The organism is Acidobacteriota bacterium, assembly GCA_029861955.1.
Classification (GTDB): Bacteria; Acidobacteriota; Polarisedimenticolia; order Polarisedimenticolales; family Polarisedimenticolaceae; genus JAOTYK01.
Genome location: JAOTYK010000030.1, coordinates 18,562 through 38,634, shown reverse-complemented (window position 1 = coordinate 38,634; position 20,073 = coordinate 18,562). Strand labels below are relative to the sequence as shown.

At 63.6% G+C, this 20,073-nt stretch carries 23 protein-coding genes; 16 read left to right on the top strand and 7 right to left on the bottom strand.

Features of this window, described 5'->3' with window-relative positions; translation table 11 throughout:
* From OES25_13735 to OES25_13725, 3 genes are all read left to right on the top strand, one after another.
* On the top strand, positions 1–323 hold a 323-nt coding region (locus OES25_13735), incomplete at its 5' end, for a S1 RNA-binding domain-containing protein (protein MDH3628702.1).
* A 58-nt stretch (positions 324–381) separates the two neighbouring features.
* Positions 382–990 (top strand): rhodanese-like domain-containing protein, encoded by a 609-nt coding sequence (locus tag OES25_13730; protein ID MDH3628701.1) that lies wholly within the window; start codon positions 382–384, stop codon positions 988–990.
* Positions 987–1,415: a DoxX family membrane protein gene (locus tag OES25_13725; GenBank protein MDH3628700.1), complete on the top strand. Its 429-nt coding sequence runs from the start codon at positions 987–989 to the stop codon at positions 1,413–1,415. The genes OES25_13730 and OES25_13725 overlap by 4 nt, the downstream gene beginning before the upstream one ends.
* Here the strand turns inward: OES25_13725 and rpsT are convergent.
* The 7 genes from rpsT to OES25_13690 all read right to left on the bottom strand — a co-directional run bounded on the left by rpsT (position 1,412) and on the right by OES25_13690 (position 6,462).
* Positions 1,412–1,675 carry a 30S ribosomal protein S20 gene (gene rpsT, locus OES25_13720; protein ID MDH3628699.1) on the bottom strand — a complete coding sequence of 88 codons (264 nt, stop codon included), beginning with the start codon at positions 1,673–1,675 and terminating at the stop codon, positions 1,412–1,414. The two genes, OES25_13725 and rpsT, sit on opposite strands and share 4 nt — an antisense overlap.
* 85 nt (positions 1,676–1,760) lie before the next feature.
* Positions 1,761–2,585 (bottom strand): tol-pal system protein YbgF, encoded by an 825-nt coding sequence (gene ybgF, locus OES25_13715; GenBank protein MDH3628698.1) that lies wholly within the window; start codon positions 2,583–2,585, stop codon positions 1,761–1,763.
* Entirely contained in the window at positions 2,578–3,141 is a 564-nt protein-coding gene (gene pal / locus OES25_13710; protein MDH3628697.1) for a peptidoglycan-associated lipoprotein Pal, read from the bottom strand. The genes ybgF and pal overlap by 8 nt, the downstream gene beginning before the upstream one ends.
* A 149-nt stretch (positions 3,142–3,290) precedes the next feature.
* Positions 3,291–4,580, bottom strand: a complete 1,290-nt coding sequence (tolB, locus tag OES25_13705; protein ID MDH3628696.1) for a Tol-Pal system beta propeller repeat protein TolB — start codon at positions 4,578–4,580, stop codon at positions 3,291–3,293.
* A gap of 22 nt (positions 4,581–4,602) precedes the next feature.
* On the bottom strand, positions 4,603–5,334 hold the full coding sequence (locus OES25_13700) for a TonB family protein (GenBank protein MDH3628695.1): 732 nt from the start codon (positions 5,332–5,334) through the stop codon (positions 4,603–4,605).
* Positions 5,335–5,766 (bottom strand): biopolymer transporter ExbD, encoded by a 432-nt coding sequence (locus OES25_13695; protein ID MDH3628694.1) that lies wholly within the window; start codon positions 5,764–5,766, stop codon positions 5,335–5,337.
* A 3-nt stretch (positions 5,767–5,769) separates the two neighbouring features.
* Positions 5,770–6,462 carry a MotA/TolQ/ExbB proton channel family protein gene (locus OES25_13690; protein ID MDH3628693.1) on the bottom strand — a complete coding sequence of 231 codons (693 nt, stop codon included), beginning with the start codon at positions 6,460–6,462 and terminating at the stop codon, positions 5,770–5,772.
* 78 nt (positions 6,463–6,540) lie between these two features.
* Here OES25_13690 and recN point away from each other — a divergent pair, with 78 nt between their 5' ends.
* The 13 genes from recN (at position 6,541) to OES25_13625 (ending at position 19,992) form a co-directional block, all read left to right on the top strand.
* The gene (recN, locus tag OES25_13685) at positions 6,541–8,259 is read left to right on the top strand and encodes a DNA repair protein RecN (GenBank protein ID MDH3628692.1); all 1,719 of its coding nucleotides are present in this window, start codon (positions 6,541–6,543) and stop codon (positions 8,257–8,259) included.
* Positions 8,256–8,738 carry a pantetheine-phosphate adenylyltransferase gene (coaD, locus tag OES25_13680; GenBank protein MDH3628691.1) on the top strand — a complete coding sequence of 161 codons (483 nt, stop codon included), beginning with the start codon at positions 8,256–8,258 and terminating at the stop codon, positions 8,736–8,738. Before recN ends, coaD begins: the two co-directional genes overlap by 4 nt.
* Positions 8,735–10,048 (top strand): nodulation protein NfeD, encoded by a 1,314-nt coding sequence (locus OES25_13675; GenBank protein MDH3628690.1) that lies wholly within the window; start codon positions 8,735–8,737, stop codon positions 10,046–10,048. Before coaD ends, OES25_13675 begins: the two co-directional genes overlap by 4 nt.
* The gene (locus OES25_13670) at positions 10,045–10,806 is read left to right on the top strand and encodes a slipin family protein (protein ID MDH3628689.1); all 762 of its coding nucleotides are present in this window, start codon (positions 10,045–10,047) and stop codon (positions 10,804–10,806) included. Before OES25_13675 ends, OES25_13670 begins: the two co-directional genes overlap by 4 nt.
* A gap of 9 nt (positions 10,807–10,815) precedes the next feature.
* Positions 10,816–11,874 carry a GGDEF domain-containing protein gene (locus OES25_13665; protein ID MDH3628688.1) on the top strand — a complete coding sequence of 353 codons (1,059 nt, stop codon included), beginning with the start codon at positions 10,816–10,818 and terminating at the stop codon, positions 11,872–11,874.
* Complete coding sequence (locus tag OES25_13660; protein ID MDH3628687.1) at positions 11,867–12,457, top strand: SPOR domain-containing protein; 591 nt, start codon at positions 11,867–11,869, stop codon at positions 12,455–12,457. Before OES25_13665 ends, OES25_13660 begins: the two co-directional genes overlap by 8 nt.
* 79 nt (positions 12,458–12,536) lie before the next feature.
* Positions 12,537–13,650, top strand: a protein-coding gene (gene prfB, locus OES25_13655) for a peptide chain release factor 2 (GenBank protein ID MDH3628686.1) whose coding sequence is annotated in 2 segments (ribosomal slippage) — positions 12,537–12,599 and positions 12,601–13,650 — 1,113 coding nt in all. Because the reading frame shifts where the segments join, the coding sequence is not laid out codon by codon here.
* On the top strand, positions 13,647–14,690 hold the full coding sequence (gene hrcA, locus OES25_13650) for a heat-inducible transcriptional repressor HrcA (GenBank protein MDH3628685.1): 1,044 nt from the start codon (positions 13,647–13,649) through the stop codon (positions 14,688–14,690). The genes prfB and hrcA overlap by 4 nt, the downstream gene beginning before the upstream one ends.
* Before the next feature lie 75 nt (positions 14,691–14,765).
* On the top strand, positions 14,766–15,404 hold the full coding sequence (gene grpE / locus OES25_13645) for a nucleotide exchange factor GrpE (protein MDH3628684.1): 639 nt from the start codon (positions 14,766–14,768) through the stop codon (positions 15,402–15,404).
* Between the two features lie 2 nt (positions 15,405–15,406).
* Positions 15,407–17,260 (top strand): molecular chaperone DnaK, encoded by a 1,854-nt coding sequence (gene dnaK, locus OES25_13640; protein MDH3628683.1) that lies wholly within the window; start codon positions 15,407–15,409, stop codon positions 17,258–17,260.
* A 3-nt stretch (positions 17,261–17,263) separates the two neighbouring features.
* Positions 17,264–18,376 (top strand): molecular chaperone DnaJ, encoded by a 1,113-nt coding sequence (dnaJ, locus tag OES25_13635; GenBank protein ID MDH3628682.1) that lies wholly within the window; start codon positions 17,264–17,266, stop codon positions 18,374–18,376.
* 9 nt (positions 18,377–18,385) lie between these two features.
* A complete protein-coding gene (locus OES25_13630) occupies positions 18,386–19,270 on the top strand; it encodes a 50S ribosomal protein L11 methyltransferase (protein ID MDH3628681.1) in 885 nt (294 codons plus the stop codon).
* On the top strand, positions 19,267–19,992 hold the full coding sequence (locus OES25_13625; GenBank protein ID MDH3628680.1) for a 16S rRNA (uracil(1498)-N(3))-methyltransferase: 726 nt from the start codon (positions 19,267–19,269) through the stop codon (positions 19,990–19,992). The genes OES25_13630 and OES25_13625 overlap by 4 nt, the downstream gene beginning before the upstream one ends.
* The last annotated feature ends 81 nt before the right edge of the window (positions 19,993–20,073 follow it).

Below are 20,073 nucleotides of genomic sequence, written 5' to 3'. Positions count from 1 at the left end.
AGCAGGTCGCCTTCATCGCCGACCATGTGGGACAGCGTTTCGAGGGAGCTATCACCGGCGTGGCGGAGTTCGGTCTGTTCGTCCGGCTGGAAGAGTCCCATGTGGAGGGGTTGATTCGTCTGGACTCCCTGGGTCCCGGTCGCTGGGTCTGTGACGAGCGACTCCAGACGCTCACCGCCGGCGATGGTCGGCGATTCGGTCTCGGGGGCAAACTGCAGGTCAAGATCCTGTCGGTGGATCGTTATCGGGCGCGCGTCGAGATGGGTCTGGGGGTCTCGCCTCCCGGTGGACGGTCTCGTCCCCGACGCCGTCGGCGACGATGATGCTCGACGGACTTGCGCCGAGACGATTTGGATCGGAAACTGGTCGCAGGAGGGAACGGTGACGGAAAATCGATCTCGAGGCACGATGCCGACGGGCGGGATGCTGATGTTGGTGGCCATCGGCGCCGTGTTGGGTCTGGTCTACAACGCGGTGGGTCTCAAGAGTCAGCCGGTCTGGGGGATCCCGTGGATCGGTGAGGATCGGCTCGCGGTATTCGATGACGTTCCGGCAATCGACGTCAAACCACCCGACCCGACGATCAGTTCCGACCCTCTTGCCGGGCTCGTCGGTGCCGGTTCTCTGCCTCAGATCGTCAATCCCGGTCGTCCCGTTCCTGTCACCGTCAACGTCCTCAAGGCTTACGTCGACCACGGTTCCGGAGCCCTGATCGTCGACGCCAGGGATCCCGACGAGTACGCCGAGTCCCACATCCCGGGGGCGGTCAATATGCCCTACGAGGAAGTTGTGACCGACCCCGAACGGATCGAAGCGATCGAGACCGGAGGCCAGCCCATCATCATTTACTGTGGCGGGCCCGAATGTGAAATCTCACGAAACCTCGCGCTGGACTTCTACTACGCCGGGCTGGAGCCCGTCGCGTTCTATGAAGGAGGCCTCCCGGAATGGATCGCCCTTGGCTATCCGCTTGTGGAGGGGGCCCCATGATGGGTTTACTGAGACACCCGTGGGTGGTCACGGGCTGCCGTGTTGGGATCGCGGTGGTCTTTATCGTCGCCGGACTAGCCAAGATCGGCGATGCCGAGAGCTTCGCCCGTCAGGTCCATAACTTCCAACTTATTCCGGTCGCTTTCGAAAACCTGGTTGCGATCGTCCTGCCGTGGATCGAGGTCGTCATCGGAGTGACGATGCTGGTCGGTTCGCGGCGTCGTGCCGGCGCCTGGCTGTCGTTGATCCTGATGGCCGGGTTCACGATCGCCGTCGCCGCCGGTGTCGCCCGAGGGTTGGACATCGAATGCGGCTGTTTCGGAACCGGAGACGGCGCACGTGTCGGCGCCGTCAAGCTGATAGAGAATGTGTTGTTGACGCTGGCGGCGTGGATCGGAACGACACGCCTGGGGCAGGAAGACTAGGCCAGCTTGTTGACGGCGCGGGTCAACCGCGACTTGCTGCGGTCGGCGGCGTTCACGTGGATCGCGCCATGCTTGGCCGTTCGATCCAGGAGCGAGAGGGTACCGGTCAAGAGACCGCGGGCGGTCTCGGCGTCGCCTTCGGCCACGGCCCCACGCAGTTTCTTCACGGCGCTGCGCAGTCGGGCGCGATGCCAGCGATTCAACTCGCGACGGGCGCGATTACGACGGTGCTCCTTCAGAGCGCTCTTGTGATTGGCCATCGGTCGGGTCCCTCGAAACTTGTTCAGAATCCCCGAAAAAGAGCTCTCGGGGAACGGCGGATTCTAGATCACAGGGCGCAGGGCGTCAAGGCGAGGCATTGAGGCTGGCAAGCTTGTCCGAGGCGATATTGGCCTCGTCACTTCCGGGGAATTCCGCCACCACGTAGCGGAGTTGGACGATCGACTCACCGATCTGGTTCAACTCCAGGTAGGCCAGCCCCTTCTTGAGGTTGCTGGCGGCCGCCTTGTCGGAGTCGGGATACCGCTCCAGGAGCCGATCGAAGGCCTGGATTGCCTTCTCGAAGCTGCCCTGGCTGAACCGGCACTCGCCGACCCAGTAGACCGCGTTGTCGGCCAGCGGGTTATCGGTGAAGCGCCGCTGATACTCGTCGAAACCGTCGATGGCTAGCCCATAGTTTCCCTTGGAAAAATCGGCATACGCGGTGTTGTAGAGCTCGTTGGCGTCGGGGATGACCCCCTCGCCGACCTCCACTGCCGGGCGGGCCGTATCGATGGACGGGGACGGGTCCCGGATCGCGGCAGGCGGAGTGATTCCCCCAGATCGTCGAGACTGACTCAGCGCTCGCTGGGCGTTGTTGGCCACGGTCTCCAGTCGACGATCGAGGTCGGTCATCCGCTCCTCGACGACGGCCGTGTCCCGAGCAACACGTTCGACTCGGGTCACCAGGTCGGCGTGCTCCTCCCGACGGACCTGGCCCCCCTCGTTGCCCGCCTCCATGCGGGCCATGGCGTCACGGGTCGCCTTCTGGTCGGACTGGACCCGACGAAGCTGCTCGCGGACATCATTGATGTCCTTCTGCATCTTCGAGAGCTGTTCCGGCATCACGCAGGCGGTGGCCGGCAACAGCAGGACCAGGATCGCTAGACCGATCTGTCGCCGACTATTCAAACTTGAATTCCGCACGGCGATTCTTGGCCCACGCGCTCTCGCCATGACCGCGATCTGCCGGACGTTCCTCACCGTAGGTGACGATGCGAACACGAGATCGGTCCACGCCCAGCGCGGAGAGGTAGTCGCGTACGGCGCGAGCGCGTTTTTCACCCAGGGAGATGTTGTACTCGAGGGTGCCACGCTCATCGCAATGACCACCGACGACGACGCCGTAGTCGGGGTTGTCGTTGATCAGGCCGGCGTTGGCCTGAATGGTGGCGCGAGTCGCGTCGCTCAACTCGAACTTGTCGAAGTCGAAGTAGGCGGTCTGTAGCTGACCGTTGAGTTGGGCGAGGGTCGGAGGGACCGGCTCTTCGACGACAGGCTTCTCCTCTTCCCAGCCCGCGTTGTCATCGACATCGACGGCGTCATCGTCGGCGGTTTCCTCGACGGCGTCCTGGGTCGGGGCGGTGTCGGCGACCGGTGTGGTGTCAACGGGCTTCTTGCAGCCAACCGCACCGACGAGGGCGAGGGCAAGAAGAAGGATCATCAGTTTCGGAAGCGATTTTGACATGAGTCTTATTCCTTACTCGCTGTCCCGACGGCTCGCGTCCTTGCGGGGGGGCGGGAGAGGCGTTGCATTGCGAACTCTTACGGCGAAAGCCACTCGATTATGTTGGATCGGACCCCGGATCGCAACCGCCGAGCGGCGGCTTTTTGACCTCAACGGGACCAGTCCGGTGTAAAGCTGTCGCCACCACGGGTGAGCCGTTTCACTCGACTGCCGTCGGCACGCATCGTGTAGACGTCGTAGCGACCGGCCCGACTGGAGGCAAAGACCAGGTGGCGACCGTCGGGGGACCAGCGAGGATTCTCGTTGTTGCCCTCGCCATGGGTCAGTCGCCGGACCTGCCCCGTGACGGTTTCCAGGACCACCACATCGAACTTGCCGTCGATCCGCGACACATACGCCAACTGCTCGCCACGGGGGCTCCAGGCCGGTGAACTGGCGTAGGGCGAACCAAAGGAGACCCGGCGAGCATTGAGACCCTCGGCGTCCATTAGATAGACCTGCGGGTTTCCGGTGCGGTCCGAGGTGAACGCGATCTCGCGACCGTTGGGGGACCAGGCGGGGCCCGTGTCGATGGCGTTATTGCGGGTCACCCTGGAATTCCGTTTGGATTGCCGATCGAGGATGTAGATCTCGCTGTTTCCGTCGACGTCCGAGACGTAGGCCAGCCGACGACCGTCGGGGGACCAGTCCGGTGCCGCAGACAGCTCGCCACCGACGGTGTCCAGGTGCCCAAGCTTGCCCTGGTTGTTCATGACGTAGACGCCGGGTTGCTTGCCTCGCCAGGAGGTGAAGGCCAACTCCTTGCCGTCGGGAGACCAGACCGGAGACAGGTTGGTCGAGCGGCTGGTCGTAAGACGACGAACTCGCTGTCCGTCGTAATCCATGATGTAGACCTCCTTGTTCTCCTCGTGGAACGACGAGAACGCGATCCGGGTCATGGCGACCCCCGGGCGACCGGTGAACTGTCGCATCAGGTCGTCGGCAAGCTGATGCGCCAACCGGCGGGCGAAGTCGTTACTGCCGCGATAGATGCGATTGAAGGTCATCTGCTTGGTCTGATTGTCGTGAAGCCGCGCCTCCAGATAGACGCGATCGTTCTTGTACTCTACGACCAGTCGCAGCATGGCGTCGGCGCCGATCGACAACCAATCGTCGTGACGCTCCTCATCGCCTTCGCTGGCGGGAATCAGCGAGTAGAGTTGCGGGTCGATGAGATCGAAGAATCCGCTGAATTCCAGGTCATCACGAACCGTCTGGGCGATCTCGGTGGCGACCGCGTCGCTGACACCCTGATAGCGGGCGGCAGGGACGCCGATCTTGAACGCACTGCCACTTCCGCTGATCGTGCCGTCGAGCCGTCGCTCTTCCTGAGCAGACGTTAGACCGGGCAGAAGCAGGAGGGGCAGAACGATACCTGGTACGAGCGAACGAAGCTGCATGGGCGGGTCTCCGATTCCGGGGTCAGAGGTCGTCGGGGTGGAGGACAAACAGGTAGGTCACCGGGAGCGATTCACTACGCCAGCGAGGTGGGAGCGGCGGCAGGGGCGCCGCACTCTGGACAGCGCGTAACGCCGAGCGATCGAGGACCTCGATGCCGCTGCTATCCAGGATTCGTAGGCCGGTCACCCGCCCGTCTCGCTGGATCTGCCACTCCAAACGGACGCCGACGGGCTCGCGTAGGTCGGTCAGCAGAGGGCGACGCCAGTTCTCGATCAGGACGGCCTGCACGGCCGAGGCATACCACGGGAACTCGTCGGAGAGACCTGCGAGCGGTGCCACACCGCTGCCGGCCTCCATCGCCAACTCCGATTCGTCGATCTCGGGCTCATCGTCAACTTCGGGCTCGGGTGCCGGGGTCGTGGGGGCCTTCTTGGTGTGCACGACATCTTTCGGCGCAGTCTTGGGCTTCTTGACCTTCGGTTGCTCGACCTTGGGTGTCTCTTTCTTGGGCTCGGTCTTCACCTGTGGCGTGGGCTTCTTCGCCGCCGGCTTGCCCTCGACTCTCTTCGTGACGGCCGGGGCCACCAGACTGACGACGATCGGCTCCGGCAAGGGGCCGCGGTCCTTGAAGTTAGGAAGGGCCAGCAGCACGGCGACCGTTCCGACGTGGAACAGGAGCGAGCCGATGACAAACCGCGGCAGCGGGCGACTGCGGGGTCCGAAGGAGGCGATGATGCGATAGCGGGGAGACACTTAGCGGCGCTCCTCCTCCAGAGGGACCGAGACCAACGCGATGCGTGTCATCCCGGCCGTGCGAATCCGATCCATCACCCACAGCACCTCGCCGTAGGTCAGCAACTTGTCGGCCCGCAGGTAGACGGTTTCGCCCGGACGGCTCTGGGCCAGGGTCCGCATCCGTTCGACCAGCAGATCGGGGTGGATCGGTCGATCGTTGATGCGGAGTTTGCTTTCGCGATCCATCGTGATGACGTACTGGGCCTCCTCGATGGGGTCGGCGCTCTCGGTGGCGGGTAGGTCCAGTCGAATACTGCGCTGCAGCATCGGCGCGGCGACCATCGAAATGATCAGCAGCACCAACATGACATCCACCAGAGGGGTAACGTTGATCTCCGCCAGTTGACGTCGATCCCGTCGCCCACCGCGACCGGAGACGGTGCCGCCCACGGGCTAGCTTCTCCGTCCCTGCAGCCGATGGACCAGATCCGCCTCGAACTCATCGATCAGGGAGTCCATCATGCGGAGTCGACCCTGAAAGTGGTTATAGAGGATGACGGCGGGAATGGCGGCGCCCAGGCCGGCGGCGGTCGCCACGAGGGCTTCGGCGATGCCCGGTGCGTAGGCCGCCAGGCTGGCGGTACCGCTGCTTCCGATGCCACGGAACGCGTTCATGATGCCCCAGACGGTGCCGAACAGCCCGATAAACGGGGTCGCGCTAGCGGTGGTGGCGAGGAAGCCCAGGCTTCGCTCCAGTTCGGTCATCTGCATGACGGCGTTCTTACGCAGGATGCGATCGACCGCCTCCAGCCCCTCACCCTTCAACGGCTCCCCCGGTGGAGGCGGGTTCAGGCTGATCTCGCGGAAGCCGGCACGATAGATATCGGCCAGCGGGCTCCACTGGAACTCCTCGGTCTCTTCCTGAATCGCCGCGAGACCCCCACCCCGATGGAAGCGTTCGAGGAATCGTCGCGATTCCTTCTCTGCTCGGGAGAAACGTCTGAACCGCTCGGCGGCGACGCCCCAGGAGGCGACGGAGAAGATGATCAGCGTCAAAAGCACGGCCTTGGCCATGGGGCCGGCTTGCATGACGAGAGACCAAACATCGAGGGATGGCGGGGCGCTGGAGACCAGGGGAAAGGGCAACGGGAACTCCTGACGTCCTATGAATGCGCAAGCCAAGGTATGCTATCCCAGGCGTTAAGGAGCGTCAAAAGAATAGCGATGCTGAAGACGTTACGCATAAGGGACCTCGTGCTCGTCGAGTCGCTCGAGATCGAGTTCGTCGAGGGTCTCAATCTCCTCACCGGAGAGACCGGCGCCGGCAAGTCGATCCTGTTGGATGCGCTCGGACTGCTCGTGGGCTCCCGCGGCGATCGCCAACGGATCCGCGCCGGTAAGGACCGGGCGGTGATCGAGGCCGTGTTGGAGATGACACTCGGCTCGGTGCCGCAGAATTGGGCCGACGAGAATGGCGTGGATTCCGGGGACGACGGCTGCTGGATCCTTCGGCGGGAGCTGGCCGCCGACGGCCGCTCGCGCGCATTCGTCAACGGGTCGCCGACACCGCTACGGACGCTGGCGGAGTTCGGCACTTTCTGGCTTGAGCTTCACGGGCAACACGACCAACAACAGCTCCTACGACCGGATAGGCAACTCCGTTTGCTTGATGCGTTCGGGGGACACGATCTCCAGTTGGAGACGACCGCCCTCCGTCATGACGAGGTCCTCGAACAACGAAAGATCCTGGAGCGATGGCGGGTCAGTGTCGCCGATCGAGAGCGACGACTGGCAGAGCTGACGGAGACCATCGGGGCGATTGAGGAGGTCGCCCCGAGAATCGGAGAGCGCGAGGAGCTGGATCAACGTCGTAATCGACTGCGACACGGTGCCGCTCTGCGAGAGGGGCTGGATCGTATTGCCGACTGGTTGCAGGACGGCGATGCCTCGGCGGTCACGCTCTCCGCGTGGGTGGCTCGTGAGGCCCGCTCCCTGGCGGAGCTGGATCCGTCTCTCACCGTCGGCGCCGATCGGATCGAGAGCGCCATGCTGGAGCTTGAAGACCTTGGTCGCCTCTTCGAGGACGCCCGTCGCGCGACCGGCGACGCCGCCGACAATCTCGAGGAGGTCGAGACCCGTCGTGCCGCGCTCGAGCGATTGTGTCTGAAACACGGCGAGGACGAGGCGGCGGTTCTTGAGACGCTGGAACAGGCGAAGAGCGAGCAGGCGGCCCTGGGAGATCCCGAGGCCGAGATCGCCCGTGCCGAGAAACGTGTGGCGCGGGCGGAGACCGGCTACGTGAAGGCCGCCGCCGCGCTGAGCGCGGCGCGACAGACCGCCGCGCATCGTCTGGCACCGGCGTGGCGCAAGCAACTCGCCCCCCTGGCGATGAAGGACGCAAGTCTGAAGATCGAACTCCCCGCGACGCGCGGAGAGTCGGTCGGCGAGGGATCCAAGGCGGTGGCCCTCTCCCGTCTCGGTGCCGAGCGGGTGGAGTTGCTGCTGTCGGCGAACCCCGGTGTCGCTCCACGCCCGTTACAGAAGGTCGCGTCGGGTGGCGAGTTGTCCCGCGTGATGCTGGCGCTGGCCATCGTCGGCGGGGCGGGGGCGGCCTCGACCCAGGTCTTCGATGAGGTCGACCAGGGTGTCGGGGGGGCGGTCGCCGACGCGGTCGGTTCGCGTCTCTCGCTGCTGTCCGAGAAACGACAGCTTCTGTGCGTCACCCATCTGCCGCAGGTCGCCGCCTACGCGCGATGCCACATAGTGGTTCACAAACGGGTCCGCGACGGTCAGACGCGGATGCAGGTGACGACGCTTGATGAGGAGACCCGGGTGGATGAGATCGCACGGATGTTGTCCGGTAAGCGGGCGACCGATACCTCTCGTTCCCATGCACGTCAGATGATCGGTGCGACGTCCCGTCGCGCGGGGAGTCCTTCATGAAGCAGACTGCCGTCTACCCCGGAACGTTCGATCCCGTGACCAACGGTCATCTGGATCTTGTGAAGCGTGCCCGTGAACGGTTCGATCGTGTGGTGATGGCGATCCTCGATAATGAGGACAAGACCCCACTCTTCTCGGTCGAGGAGCGGATACAATTGATCCGCAAGGCGGTCGGCGATCCCGACGTGGTGGTCGAGACCTTCAACGGCTTGCTGGTGGACTACACGCGGCAGGTCGGCGCCGGCGTGATCCTGCGTGGTATCCGGGCCGTATCGGACTTCGAGTACGAGATGCAGATGGCGATGATGAATCGTAAACTGGCACCGGAGGTCGAGACCGTGTTCCTGCTGCCGAGTGTCGAATACTCCTTCCTGTCGAGCCGCCTCGTCCGCGAAGTCGCCCGCCTCGGCGGTTGCCTCGACGGTCTGGTCCCGGACTGCGTCGCGACGGCCCTTCGGGACCGATACGGGGAACGATGATGCGTCGAACGCGGCTGACCATCATCCTGGGTGCCGTGCTTCTATTCCTGTGGCCGAGTGTGGAAGCCGCGACGACGGTGCGGCTGGCCGTCCTGGATGGCGCGATCCATCCGGCGAGCGCATTTCGAATCGAGGCGGCGATTACGGCCGCCGAGGAATCCGGCGACGCGCTGATTCTGCTGGAGGTCGATACGCCGGGAGGGCTGGTCGATACGACCGGCGAGCTGGTCCAACGGATCCTCAGTTCCGAGGTGCCGGTGGTGGTCTGGGTGGGTCCCGCAGGCGCCCATGCCGCGTCGGCGGGTTTCTTCCTTCTGCTGGCGTCGGATGTTGCGTTGATGGCACCCGGGACACGCACCGGCGCGGCATCGACCGTGCAGATCGGTGGCGAGAACCGGGACGATGATCCTCTTCTGCGAAAGATGAATGAAGACGGTGCCGCGTTGCTTCGTTCGATCTCGGAACATCGGGGTCGGAACATCGAGGCCGCCGAGAAGGCGGTCTTCGAAGCCACCGCCTACGAAGAGAGCAAGGCATTGGAGTTGGGCCTGATCGACGCGGTGGTAGAGAATCGCGATGCGGTCTTCGCCTACTTGAACGGTCGAGAGATCGTCCGCTTCGACGGGACGACGGTGGTCCTCGATCTCACGGAGGTGCAGGTCGTCGAGACGGAGTTCGACTGGTTGCAGGACCTGCGGATGTTCCTGGCGCTCCCCGTTGTCGCTGCGCTGTTGCTGATGGTGGGCATGGGGGGGATCTGGATCGAGATGACCCACCCCGGGGTGGTGCTGCCGGGACTCGTAGGCGCCACGGCCCTGATTCTCTTCGCTTTTTCCGCCTCGATCCTTCCCGTTTCGGCCGTCGGGTTGCTCTTGATCGCGTTGGCCGTCGTCATGTTCATTCTTGAGGTCAAGGTGGTTTCCTACGGGATGCTGACCCTGGGTGGAGCGGTCTCGTTGGTCTTCGGTGGGATTCTCCTGATCGACGGTCCGATCCCCGAACTGCGCGTGCCCCCCGGCGTGATCGTGCCGGTGGCCGTCATGTTGACGATCCTGATCGCCTTCGTGATGCGACTCGTGATGCGGGCTCACCGAGCGAAGGTCGCGACCGGCGAGGAGGGGCTCGTGGGGGAGACGGGACCCGTTCGTGTCACGATCGACTCGACGCACAACGGGCGCGTCTGGATTCACGGCGAACTCTGGAGCGCCGTGTCGTCCAGCGAGACGATCGAGGTAGGGCAATCGATTCGCGTCGTTGCCGTCGATGGAATGCGACTGACCGTTGAAACGGTCGCGGAGGAAGAACAATGACACCGTTGTGGATCGGGATTGGCGTTGCAATCACCATCTTATTGTTTCTGCTGGGGAACGCGTTTCGGGTGCTTCCCGAGTACGAGCGAGGTGTCGTCCTTCGCCTCGGTCGTCTGAAGGGGAAGCCCTATGGGCCAGGCCTGATCATCCTCATCCCGGTGATCGATCGGATGATTCGTGTGTCGTTGCGGACCGTCGTTCACGACGTTCCGCCTCAGGACATCATCACGAAGGACAACGTTTCCATCAAGGTCAACGCCGTCGTCTATTTTCGCGTGATGAACCCGATCAACGCCGTGGTCGAAGTTGAGAACTATCACTATGCGACCAGTCAGCTGGCCCAGACGACCCTGAGGTCGATTCTCGGCGAGTTCGAGTTGGATGAACTGTTATCGGGTCGTGAGCTGATCAACGGCAAGCTCCAGATCATCCTGGACCAGCAGACCGACCCCTGGGGTATCAAGGTCTCCGCCGTTGAAGTCAAACATGTCGATCTTCCCGAAGTCATGCAGCGGGCGATGGCCAAGCAGGCCGAGGCCGAGCGTGAGAAACGGGCCAAGGTCATCCATGCCGAGGGCGAGCGGCTCGCGGCGTCCGGACTATCGGAGGCGGCACGTGAATTGGGCAAGAATTCCGGGACAATGCAGCTTAGATACCTTCAGACCTTGACTGAGATCGCTTCAGAACGAAATTCTACCTTGATCTTCCCGCTGCCCATCGAGCTGCTGGGGGGATTCTTGAACAAGGCCAAGGAGTGAGGCCCGTTGGTGAAGTCCCTGGAAAAACTAAGCATTCTTGAGGATTCTCGGCAGACGGCCGCTCTCCTGGATGTTTTCAGGAGCCTCGATGTCGAGGTTCTGGCGGATCGCATGGTCCGGCCCATCGCCGATTGGCTCGGGGCGGATTTCGGGATCTGTCTGGGCAGCGTGCCCGGCCGGCGGAAACTGCTGCCCATCGCCGGGACGACCGACAAGGACGACCCCCGTAGGGTGGGCTTTTCGAACCTGGAGCCCAAGATCGTCCGCGGAATCGGCGAGCGACCCGTCCTGCGAGACGGTTGGGGTGAACTGGCCGACGCGGTACACGAGTGGCCCGGATCGGATCCCGATCGCGTCGTTCTTGTGCCGGTCCACGACGGCGAGATGCGGTTGACCGCCGTGATGGCGTTTGTCGTCGAGAAACCCGTCCCGTCGTCCCGGCTGGAACAGGTCGCCCAGTTCGTCGAGCTCTGTCGCGACGCGGTGGGGAACGCACTTCAAGTTCTGGCGCTCCGGGAACTGATCATCAAGGACGATACCGCCAACTGTTTCAACCGACGACACTTCGAAGATTTCCTGCCAGAGGAGCTGGCGCGGGCCAGCCGTTTCCGTTCGCCGGTATCCCTGATCTTCCTCGATATGGATAACCTCAAAGAGGTCAACAATCGCCACGGCCACAGCATGGGCAGCCGAACGCTGTTCGAGGTCTCCGTCCGCGTTCGCGGCAAGATCCGAAAATTCGACAAACTGTTTCGCTTTGGCGGCGACGAATTCTGTATCGTATTGCCGGAGACCGAATGGCACGGTGCCGTCGAGGTGGCGGAACGCGTGCGACAGGTCATCTCGGGAAAGAACCTCTTGATGCGTGAACTCGGCGATGGCGAGGGAGTCTCGATGACCGCCTCGCTGGGAGTCGCTTCGTTCCCGCTTCACGCCGGCGACCGACGAGAACTCGTGCAGCGTGCGGATCGTGCGATGCAGAAGATCAAGGCCTCCGGCAAGGATGGGATCGGCGTCGCCGACGTCAACGAGAAAGAGGATCCTCCCGCCGGAGAGAGCGATGGCTGACCCACAGGATTCCGACAGCGTCCGCGAGGTTCGTTTCGAGGGTTGGGGGCTGCTGGCGGTCGTGACGGTCCTCGTCATCGCAGGCGGAACCGCGTTCTATTCCGGTCGTCTCTACGAGCGAGGCCTCGGGCCGACATCTCCGAGTGTCGATGCGCCGGCTCTGGATCCCCTCGGGCAGGTGGTGGGCGGCGACGCGTCACTTTCGTCTGCCGACGTCGAGCAGACGGCGGATCACTTCGATCGACCCGCGGACTCGGCGACCCCGGCGGAGCCGCAACGAGAGCTGCCCAAGAAGCAAGCCGAGGATGCGGCGGAAGGTCGTCCCGATCCCGTCGCCGACCCAACCGACGGCGCGTTCTTCGTGCAGGTCTTTGCGGGTCGAGATCGACGCGCCGCCGAACTGCTGATGGAGAAACTCCGCGCGGACTCTTTCGCCGTCAAGATGGTGGCTAACTCCGAGGGCCAGAGTTCGCTCTACAAGGTCCGCGTCGGCGGCTTCCCCACACGGGATGACGCGCGGGTCGCCGCCGATGAATTGCAGAAGAAGGGCTACAACGGAGCGTGGGTCACAGACGGGGGTTGATTCCTTTGGCTGTGCTATCGTCCGTCGATGACGCTGGCCGACGCCGGCGCAAGGGAGTCCCGCGGTGGCCACCAGCGATATCCAGGAACTGAGCGATCGACTCGAAGCGCTCTCCGGAAAGGTCGACACCTTGCGGAGGTATCTTTGATGTCGACGGCAACAAGCTGCGTCTCGACGAGATCGAACAACGCCTGACCCAGCCCGAAGTCTGGGGTGACCCCGAAGAGTCCAAGAAGATCCAGCGTCAGCGCTCCCGTCTGGTCGAGCGTATCGAGGCTGCGGACCATCTAGGTGGACTGCGCGACGATGGGCAGACGTTCATCGATCTGGCCCGCGAGGGCGAAGACGTCGTCGAAGACCTGCAGGCCACGGTCGCGGAACTCGAGAAGCTCGCCGAGACCATCGAACTGGAAACGCTGCTGGTCGGGGAACACGATGCCGGCAATGCGATTGTCGAGATCCATCCCGGCGCCGGGGGAACCGAGTCGCTGGACTGGGCCGCCATGCTGTTTCGGATGTACCGGCGCTGGGCCGATCGACGTGGATTCAAGCTGGAAGTGCTTGACCATCAACCCGGCGAAGAGGCCGGCATCAAGAGTGTGACGATGTCGGTCAGCGGTGCGAACGCCTACGGCTATCTCCGAGTTGAACGAGGTGTGCATCGCCTGGTGCGCATCTCACCCTTCGATGCCCAGGCTCGACGGCACACATCCTTTGCGTCGCTGGACGTCCTGCCGGAGATCGAGGAAGCGGGAGAGGTCGAGATCGATGACAAGGATCTGCGGGTCGATACCTTTCGCGCGTCAGGCGCCGGGGGGCAGCATGTCAACAAGACCGACTCCGCCGTCCGCATGACCCATCTGCCGACCAACGTGGTCGTGACCTGCCAGAACGAGCGCTCGCAACATCGCAACAAGGAAGTCGCGATGCAGGTGTTGCGTTCGAAATTGTTCGATCTCCAGCAGCGGGAAGCCGATGCGAAAATGGCCAAGGAGGTCGGCGAGAAGAAGGAGATCGCGTTCGGAAACCAGATCCGTTCGTACGTGCTCGCGCCTTATCGGATGGTGAAGGACCATCGGACCCAGTTTGAGGTGGGCGACGCCGACCGTGTTCTGGACGGGGACCTCGACGGTTTCATCCGTTCGGCACTTTCGTTGCAGCGGACCGAAGCCGCCGAGGAGCAGGCGTCATGAGCGGCGAGAAGATCGACGAGCGGGAGTCGGAGATTCTCAAGAGCGTGATCCGCGCCCACATCGCAAGTGGCGACCCGGTGGGGTCGCAAACCGTCGCGGCCGGCGCGTCCCTGCGGCTCTCTCCCGCGTCGATACGAAACATCATGGCCGATCTCGAGGAGCGCGGATTCCTGAGTCAGCCACACCCGTCTGCCGGACGCGTGCCGACCGACCAGGCGTACCGCCTCTACGTCGACCAGTTGATCTCGACACCGACGATCTCCGATCGGGAGACGCTTCGAATCGACAAGGCGCTCGACGCGGGCGAGCGAGACGTCGACAAACTGCTGCTGGAGGTCTCGCGACAACTCTCGTCGGGTGCCGACGGTGTCGGTCTGGTGCTCGTCCCCAATCTGCAGCGGATGGTTGTGGAGCATCTCGAGTTTGTTCGTCTGGACACCCAAAGAATCGTTGCGATCCTGGTGGGTCGTTCGGGGGTCGTTCACAACCGCATCCTCGAAGTTCGTACTCCGCTTTCACAGCCGGAGCTGGATCGCATCGGCAGCTACCTGTCCGAACAGTTCGGTGGGCGGACTCTCCCGCAGATGCGGTCGCGGTTGCGGACACGCATCGCCGAGCAGCAAGCCCCCGATGCGGATACGGCTGCCGGCCTCGAGCTGGGGCAACGGGCGGTTGCCGTGGACGAGGCCGATGGCGACGTCATCGTGGAGGGTGGTTCGCGGCTCCTCGCCGCGCCGGAATTCGCCGATCTGGATGTTGCCCGAAGTCTCTTTCGGACCCTGGAAGAGAAGAATCAGCTGGTCGACCTGCTCAGCCGACTTCTGGGGGAAGATGGGGTCCAGGTGGTCATCGGCAATGAGAACCCGGTGGACGATCTGGCGCGGTGCTCCCTGGTCGCCGCTAACTACCTTTCCGGAGATAGAGTTATGGGCACTCTCGGGATCGTTGGGCCGACCCGCATGCAGTACGTCCGGGCCATCGCCCTGGTGGATTATCTGGCCCGGGCGCTCTCGATGAGGCTGGATCGGCGAGATGATTGACCCCGCTGGACCGGGGACCAAGGTTGTTAGGGTGGGGTCGCGGTCCCTGAAGCCGACGAGGAAGGGATTACTTTAGTGAAATCCGAGCGGGATCAATTTCGGGATCTGACCGTGGACGACGAGTCGGACGATATCGAGATCCTCGAGATCGTCGGGCTGGATGAGCCCGCGCGCCCGTCGAAGGCACGTTCGGGCGAGGACGAGCCTGCGAGACCGTTGATCGTCACCGACGACGACCCCGTCACGGAGGACGACGCGGTGACGGACCGCGATCGTCTCATCCGACTCTATGCAGATTTCGAGAACTACAAGAAGCGAATCCAGCGAGAACAGGACGAAGCCGAGCGTCTTTCTGCGGCTCGAGTGATGAAGTCACTGCTGCCGGTTCTGGACAACTTCGAACGAGCCATCGGCTCCGCCAACGAGAGCGGAACCCAGGACCCACTTCTCAAGGGCGTCGAACTGATTTTTCGCCAGCTTCTCGAAGCGATGCGCCGGGAGGGCGTGGAAGCCATCGATACCGTCGGTGAAATGTTCGATCCGGAGTACCATGAGGCGGTTGCGACGACCGAGAATTCGGGCTTCCCGTCGCATACGGTGATCGAGGAGATGCAGCGCGGCTACAAACTCCACGATCAGGTGATACGCCCGTCGTTGGTCAGGGTCGCCGTGGAGATCGACGAGCCGGATTCGCGCGAGGGAGAGGGTAGCTGACCATGGCCAAAGCCGTCGGAATTGATCTCGGCACGACGAACTGTTGCATCTCGGTGATCGAGGGCACGAAGCCGCGTGTCATCGCGACCCGCGAGGGCTCCCGCACGACACCGTCCATCATCGCGTTCACGTCTCGTGGCGAACGGCTGGTGGGGCAGATCGCCAAGCGTCAGGCGTTAACCAACCCCCACAACACCATCTACGCCGTCAAGCGTCTGGTGGGTCGCAAGTTCGACTCGCCGGAAGTCGCCAAGGCGATGCAGATCGTCCCGTATCAGATCGTCCCGTCGGAGAATCGCGACGCGTGGATCCGGGTCCGGGATCGCGATTACTCACCGCCGGAAATCGCCGCGTTCGTCCTTCAACACCTGAAGGAGATGGCGGAAGACTACCTGGGCACCGAGGTGACGGAGGCTGTCATCACCGTGCCGGCCTACTTCGATGATGCGCAGCGTCAGGCCACCAAGGATGCAGGCCGGGTGGCCGGCCTGTCGGTCCTCAGGATCGTCAACGAGCCGACGGCCGCCGCGCTGGCCTACGGCATGGACGAGGGCACCGCATCCCGAAAGATCGCGGTTTACGATCTTGGCGGCGGCACGTTCGATATTTCGGTTCTGCAACTCGGTGAAGGCGTCTTCGAGGTCAAGTCGACGTCCGGCGACACGTTCCTCGGAGGCGAGGATTTCGATCAGCGGATCGTTGACTGGTTGGTGACGGCATTCAAGGAAGAGTCCCTGATCGATCTTCGAACCGATCGGATGGCCCTGCAGCGGCTGAAGGAAGCGGCCGAGAAGGCCAAGTGCGAGTTGTCCACCGAGCAGAGCGCGGAGATCAATCTCCCGTTCATCAGCGCGGACGACAGCGGGGCCCGTCATCTTCACACCACTCTGAGCCGCGAGAAGCTCGAGGAGCTTGTGGACGACCTCGTCGAACGCACCGTCGGCCCCTGCGAGGAGGCGCTCAAGATGGCCGGGCTGCAGGCTGCCGACATCGACGAGATCCTACTCGTCGGTGGGCAGACCCGCATGCCCAAAGTCCTCGAGACCGTATGTAAGTTCTTCGGTCGATCGCCCTCGAGCGACATTAACCCCGACGAGGTCGTCGGGGTCGGTGCTGCGGTACAGGCGGGCATCCTGAAGGGCGACGTCAAGGACCTGGTCTTGTTGGACGTCACGCCGCTGTCGCTGGGAATCGAGACCCGGGGCGGGATGTTCACGAAGATCATCGAGCGCAACGCGACGATCCCGACGCGAAAGAGCAAGATCTTCACGACCGTCGCCGACAACCAGACGAAGGTCGAGATTCACGTGTTACAGGGTGAGCGCGAGATCGCCGGACACAACAAGTCGCTCGGTCAGTTCGAACTGGTCGGGATTCCGCCGGCGCCACGTGGCGCGACCCAGATCGAGGTCACCTTCGACATCGATTCCAACGGAATCGTCAGCGTCCAGGCCCGCGACCTGGTGACGCAGCGGGAGCAGAAGATCCTGGTAACACCCTCCAGCGGTCTCTCCGAGAACGAGATCTCCGGAATCGTCGAGGATGCCAAGCGGCACACCGAGGAGGATCGGCGCCGGGCCGAGTTCATCCGCGCGAAGGCCCGTCTCGAGGGGCTGGTCGAGAGCAATCAGAAGACCTACAACGAGTTCGGGTCCATGCTGGCGCCTCAGCAGCAGACCGACGTCCGCAAGATTCTGGACGATGCCCGCGCCGCCCTGGAGTCCGGCAGTGCCACCGACTGCACCGAGGCCCTGGAGAAAATCGCCACGATGGGTAAAATCCTGTCCGAGGTCATCCTCTACGACCCCGGACAGTTTTCTTCCGCGGGCGAAGGTGAGGGGACCGGGGAGTCCTGACCCTTGTCCGATCGCGATTATTACGAGCTGCTCGGCGTCGAGCGGGATGCCGGGCTGCCGGCCATCAAGAAGGCCTATCGCGCCGCCGCCATCAAATACCATCCCGATAAGAATCCCGGTGATCAGCAGGCCGAGGACCGGTTCAAGGAAGCGGCCGAGGCCTGGTCCGTCCTCTCCGATACCGAGAAGCGGGCCCTCTACGACCGCTATGGGAAGCGGGGTCTCTCCGGTGCAGGAGCCGGCGGTGGGTTCAACCCCGACGCGTTCACGGACTTCAGCGATATCCTCGGTGACCTCTTCGGCTTCGGTTCGATCTTCGGCGGGGGTGGCGGACGTCGCGGTCGTGGTCGACGCGGCGACGACCTGCTGTTCGAGTTGGAGATCGAATTCGAGCAGGCCGTGTCCGGCACCGAGACACGAATCCAGGTGCCTCGTGCGGAGAACTGCGAGGATTGCGACGGTAGCGGCGCCGCCCCCGGCGGCATCGAGACCTGTTCGGAATGTTCCGGCCGCGGGCAGGTCGCGTTCCAGCAGGGTTTCTTCACCATCGCTCGCACGTGTTCACGCTGTCGCGGTGCCGGCAAACAGATCACGAAGACCTGTGACGGCTGCAACGGCGAAGGTCGGATCCAGGAAGAGCGCACGCTGACGGTTCGTATCCCTCCCGGTGTTGACGACGGGATGCGGCTTCGCATGGTCGGTGAAGGCGAGACGGGTCAGGGCGGCGGCCCCCCCGGCGACCTCCACGTCGCGCTTCACGTTCGTGACCACAAGGTCTTTACGAGGGACGGCAGCGATCTGCACTGTGAACTCCGACTCGGCTTTGCCCAGGCGGCCCTCGGTGCGGAGGTTGAGGTTCCGACCCTCGACGGAAGTCATCTGCTGCCGATCCCCGCGGGCACTCAGTCCGGTGAGCGGATCCGTCTTCGTGGGAAGGGCGCGCCTGCGTTGCAGTCCAGCGGACGTGGGGATCAGATTGTCCATATCCAGCTGGTGACCCCCGAGGACGTCGATGGAGAGATGCGTGAGCTTCTCGAACGGCTGGCCGAGATGGAAGGGCAGCAGATCGGTGACGGCGGGTTGTTTGAGAAGGTTCGAAAGATCTTTCACGGCTGACATCGGTTCATGCAGCGCCCCGAAACAGCTCGATGGCACGCCCTGGTCCTGACGCTCCCCGAGGAGCGTGCCGACGAGATCGGGGCGGCATTGGCCGGTGGGCGTCTCGGCGTGCATTTCGAAGACGCCGGAGCGACGTCGACGCTCGTCCGGATCTACCTACGGGAGCCGGACGCCATCGAACCGGCGCTCGAGGATGCCCGAGAGCTCCTGGCCGCCTATGGGCTCGACGCCGATCAGTGCGGTTTGGGCCAAGAGTTGGTCGAGGACGGACGGTGGGTCGAGCGGTACCAGGCGTCTCTGAAGCCGTTCGTGCTGGGACGTGGGTTTGTCGTCTGGCCGTCGGGCACCGGGGAGCCCGTCGAGGGGCGGCACGCGCTGAAGCTGGTGCCGGGGCGGGCGTTCGGCACGGGCGAGCACCCGACCACGCAGGCCTGCACGGAGCTCCTCGAGCATCGGGTGCGGCCCGGCAGCCGCTGGCTGGATCTTGGGTGTGGGACCGGCATTCTCTCTCTGGTTGCGCAGCACTCCGGCGCCGCGTCGGTGGTAGGTTGCGACCTGGATCCATTGGCCGTCGATGTCGCTCGAGAGACCGCCGCGATCAATGACGGTCCGTCGGGGATCCGCTTCGTTGTCGGCTCCGCCACCGCTCCCCCGGAAGGTGGGCCGTTTGATGGGGTGGTCTGCAACATCAGCCCGTCGTTCTTTCAAACCTATGCCGCCGAGACCGCAGAACTCGTAGCGGACTCCGGACTATTGATCGCCTCGGGTTTCCTCGTCGAGGACGCGGTGTCCATCGCGAACGGCCTGGCCGAGTACGGACTTCGTGAAGTCGAGCGTGTCGAGCGAGCACCGTGGGCGGTCCTCGTCGTCGAACGAGCATCGACGGCATGAGTCGACGCTGGCGAGTCTTCCATGATCCGCCGATCGTCGTCGGCGATTCGTTGGAACTCGGTAGCGACCAGGCCCATCACGCCCGTTCGGTGTTGCGCTTGCAGGCGGACGACGAGGTCCTCGTGTTTGACGGCGAGGGCGGCGAGTGGATGGCGCGCATCGAGACCCTGACGAAGCGCGAGGTTCGGGTGCGGGTGGGGGAGCCTGCTGCCGACGCGTCGGTCGATCCGAGTTTTTCTATCGAACTGTTTCAGGCGCTCTGTCGTCAGGATCGTCTCGAGTGGCTGCTTCAGAAGGGCTGTGAGCTCGGGCTGCAGGGAATCCATCTCTATCCCGCCAAGCGAGGAGAGGGTCCCCCATTGACCCGTAGTCGATTGGATCGTTGGCGGCGCGTGCTCATCGAGTCGTGCAAGCAGTCCGGTCGTCGCCGACTGCCGATTCTCGGATCCATCGAACGACTCCCCGACGTCCCCGGAGGGGTGATCGCGTTCCTCGCCGACCCACGGCAGGCCATGCCGTTGATCGCCCGGCTCGGACAACCCCGTCCCGATGCCTGCTGGGTCGCCGTGGGGCCGGAATCGGGTCTTGACGATGCGGAACTTGACGACGCCGTCTCCCGTGGTTGGCAGCCCGTGTCCCTGGGACCCCGGGTGCTTCGCACGGAGACTGCGGGGCTCGTGGCCACCGCCGTGATCCAGTCGTGCTGGGGAGATCTGGCCTAAAACCCACCGAATGGACCCTCTTCGGGCCCCATTTGACTTGCCGCGGGTCGGTTCCTAGATTCGACAAGGTACGGCTACCAA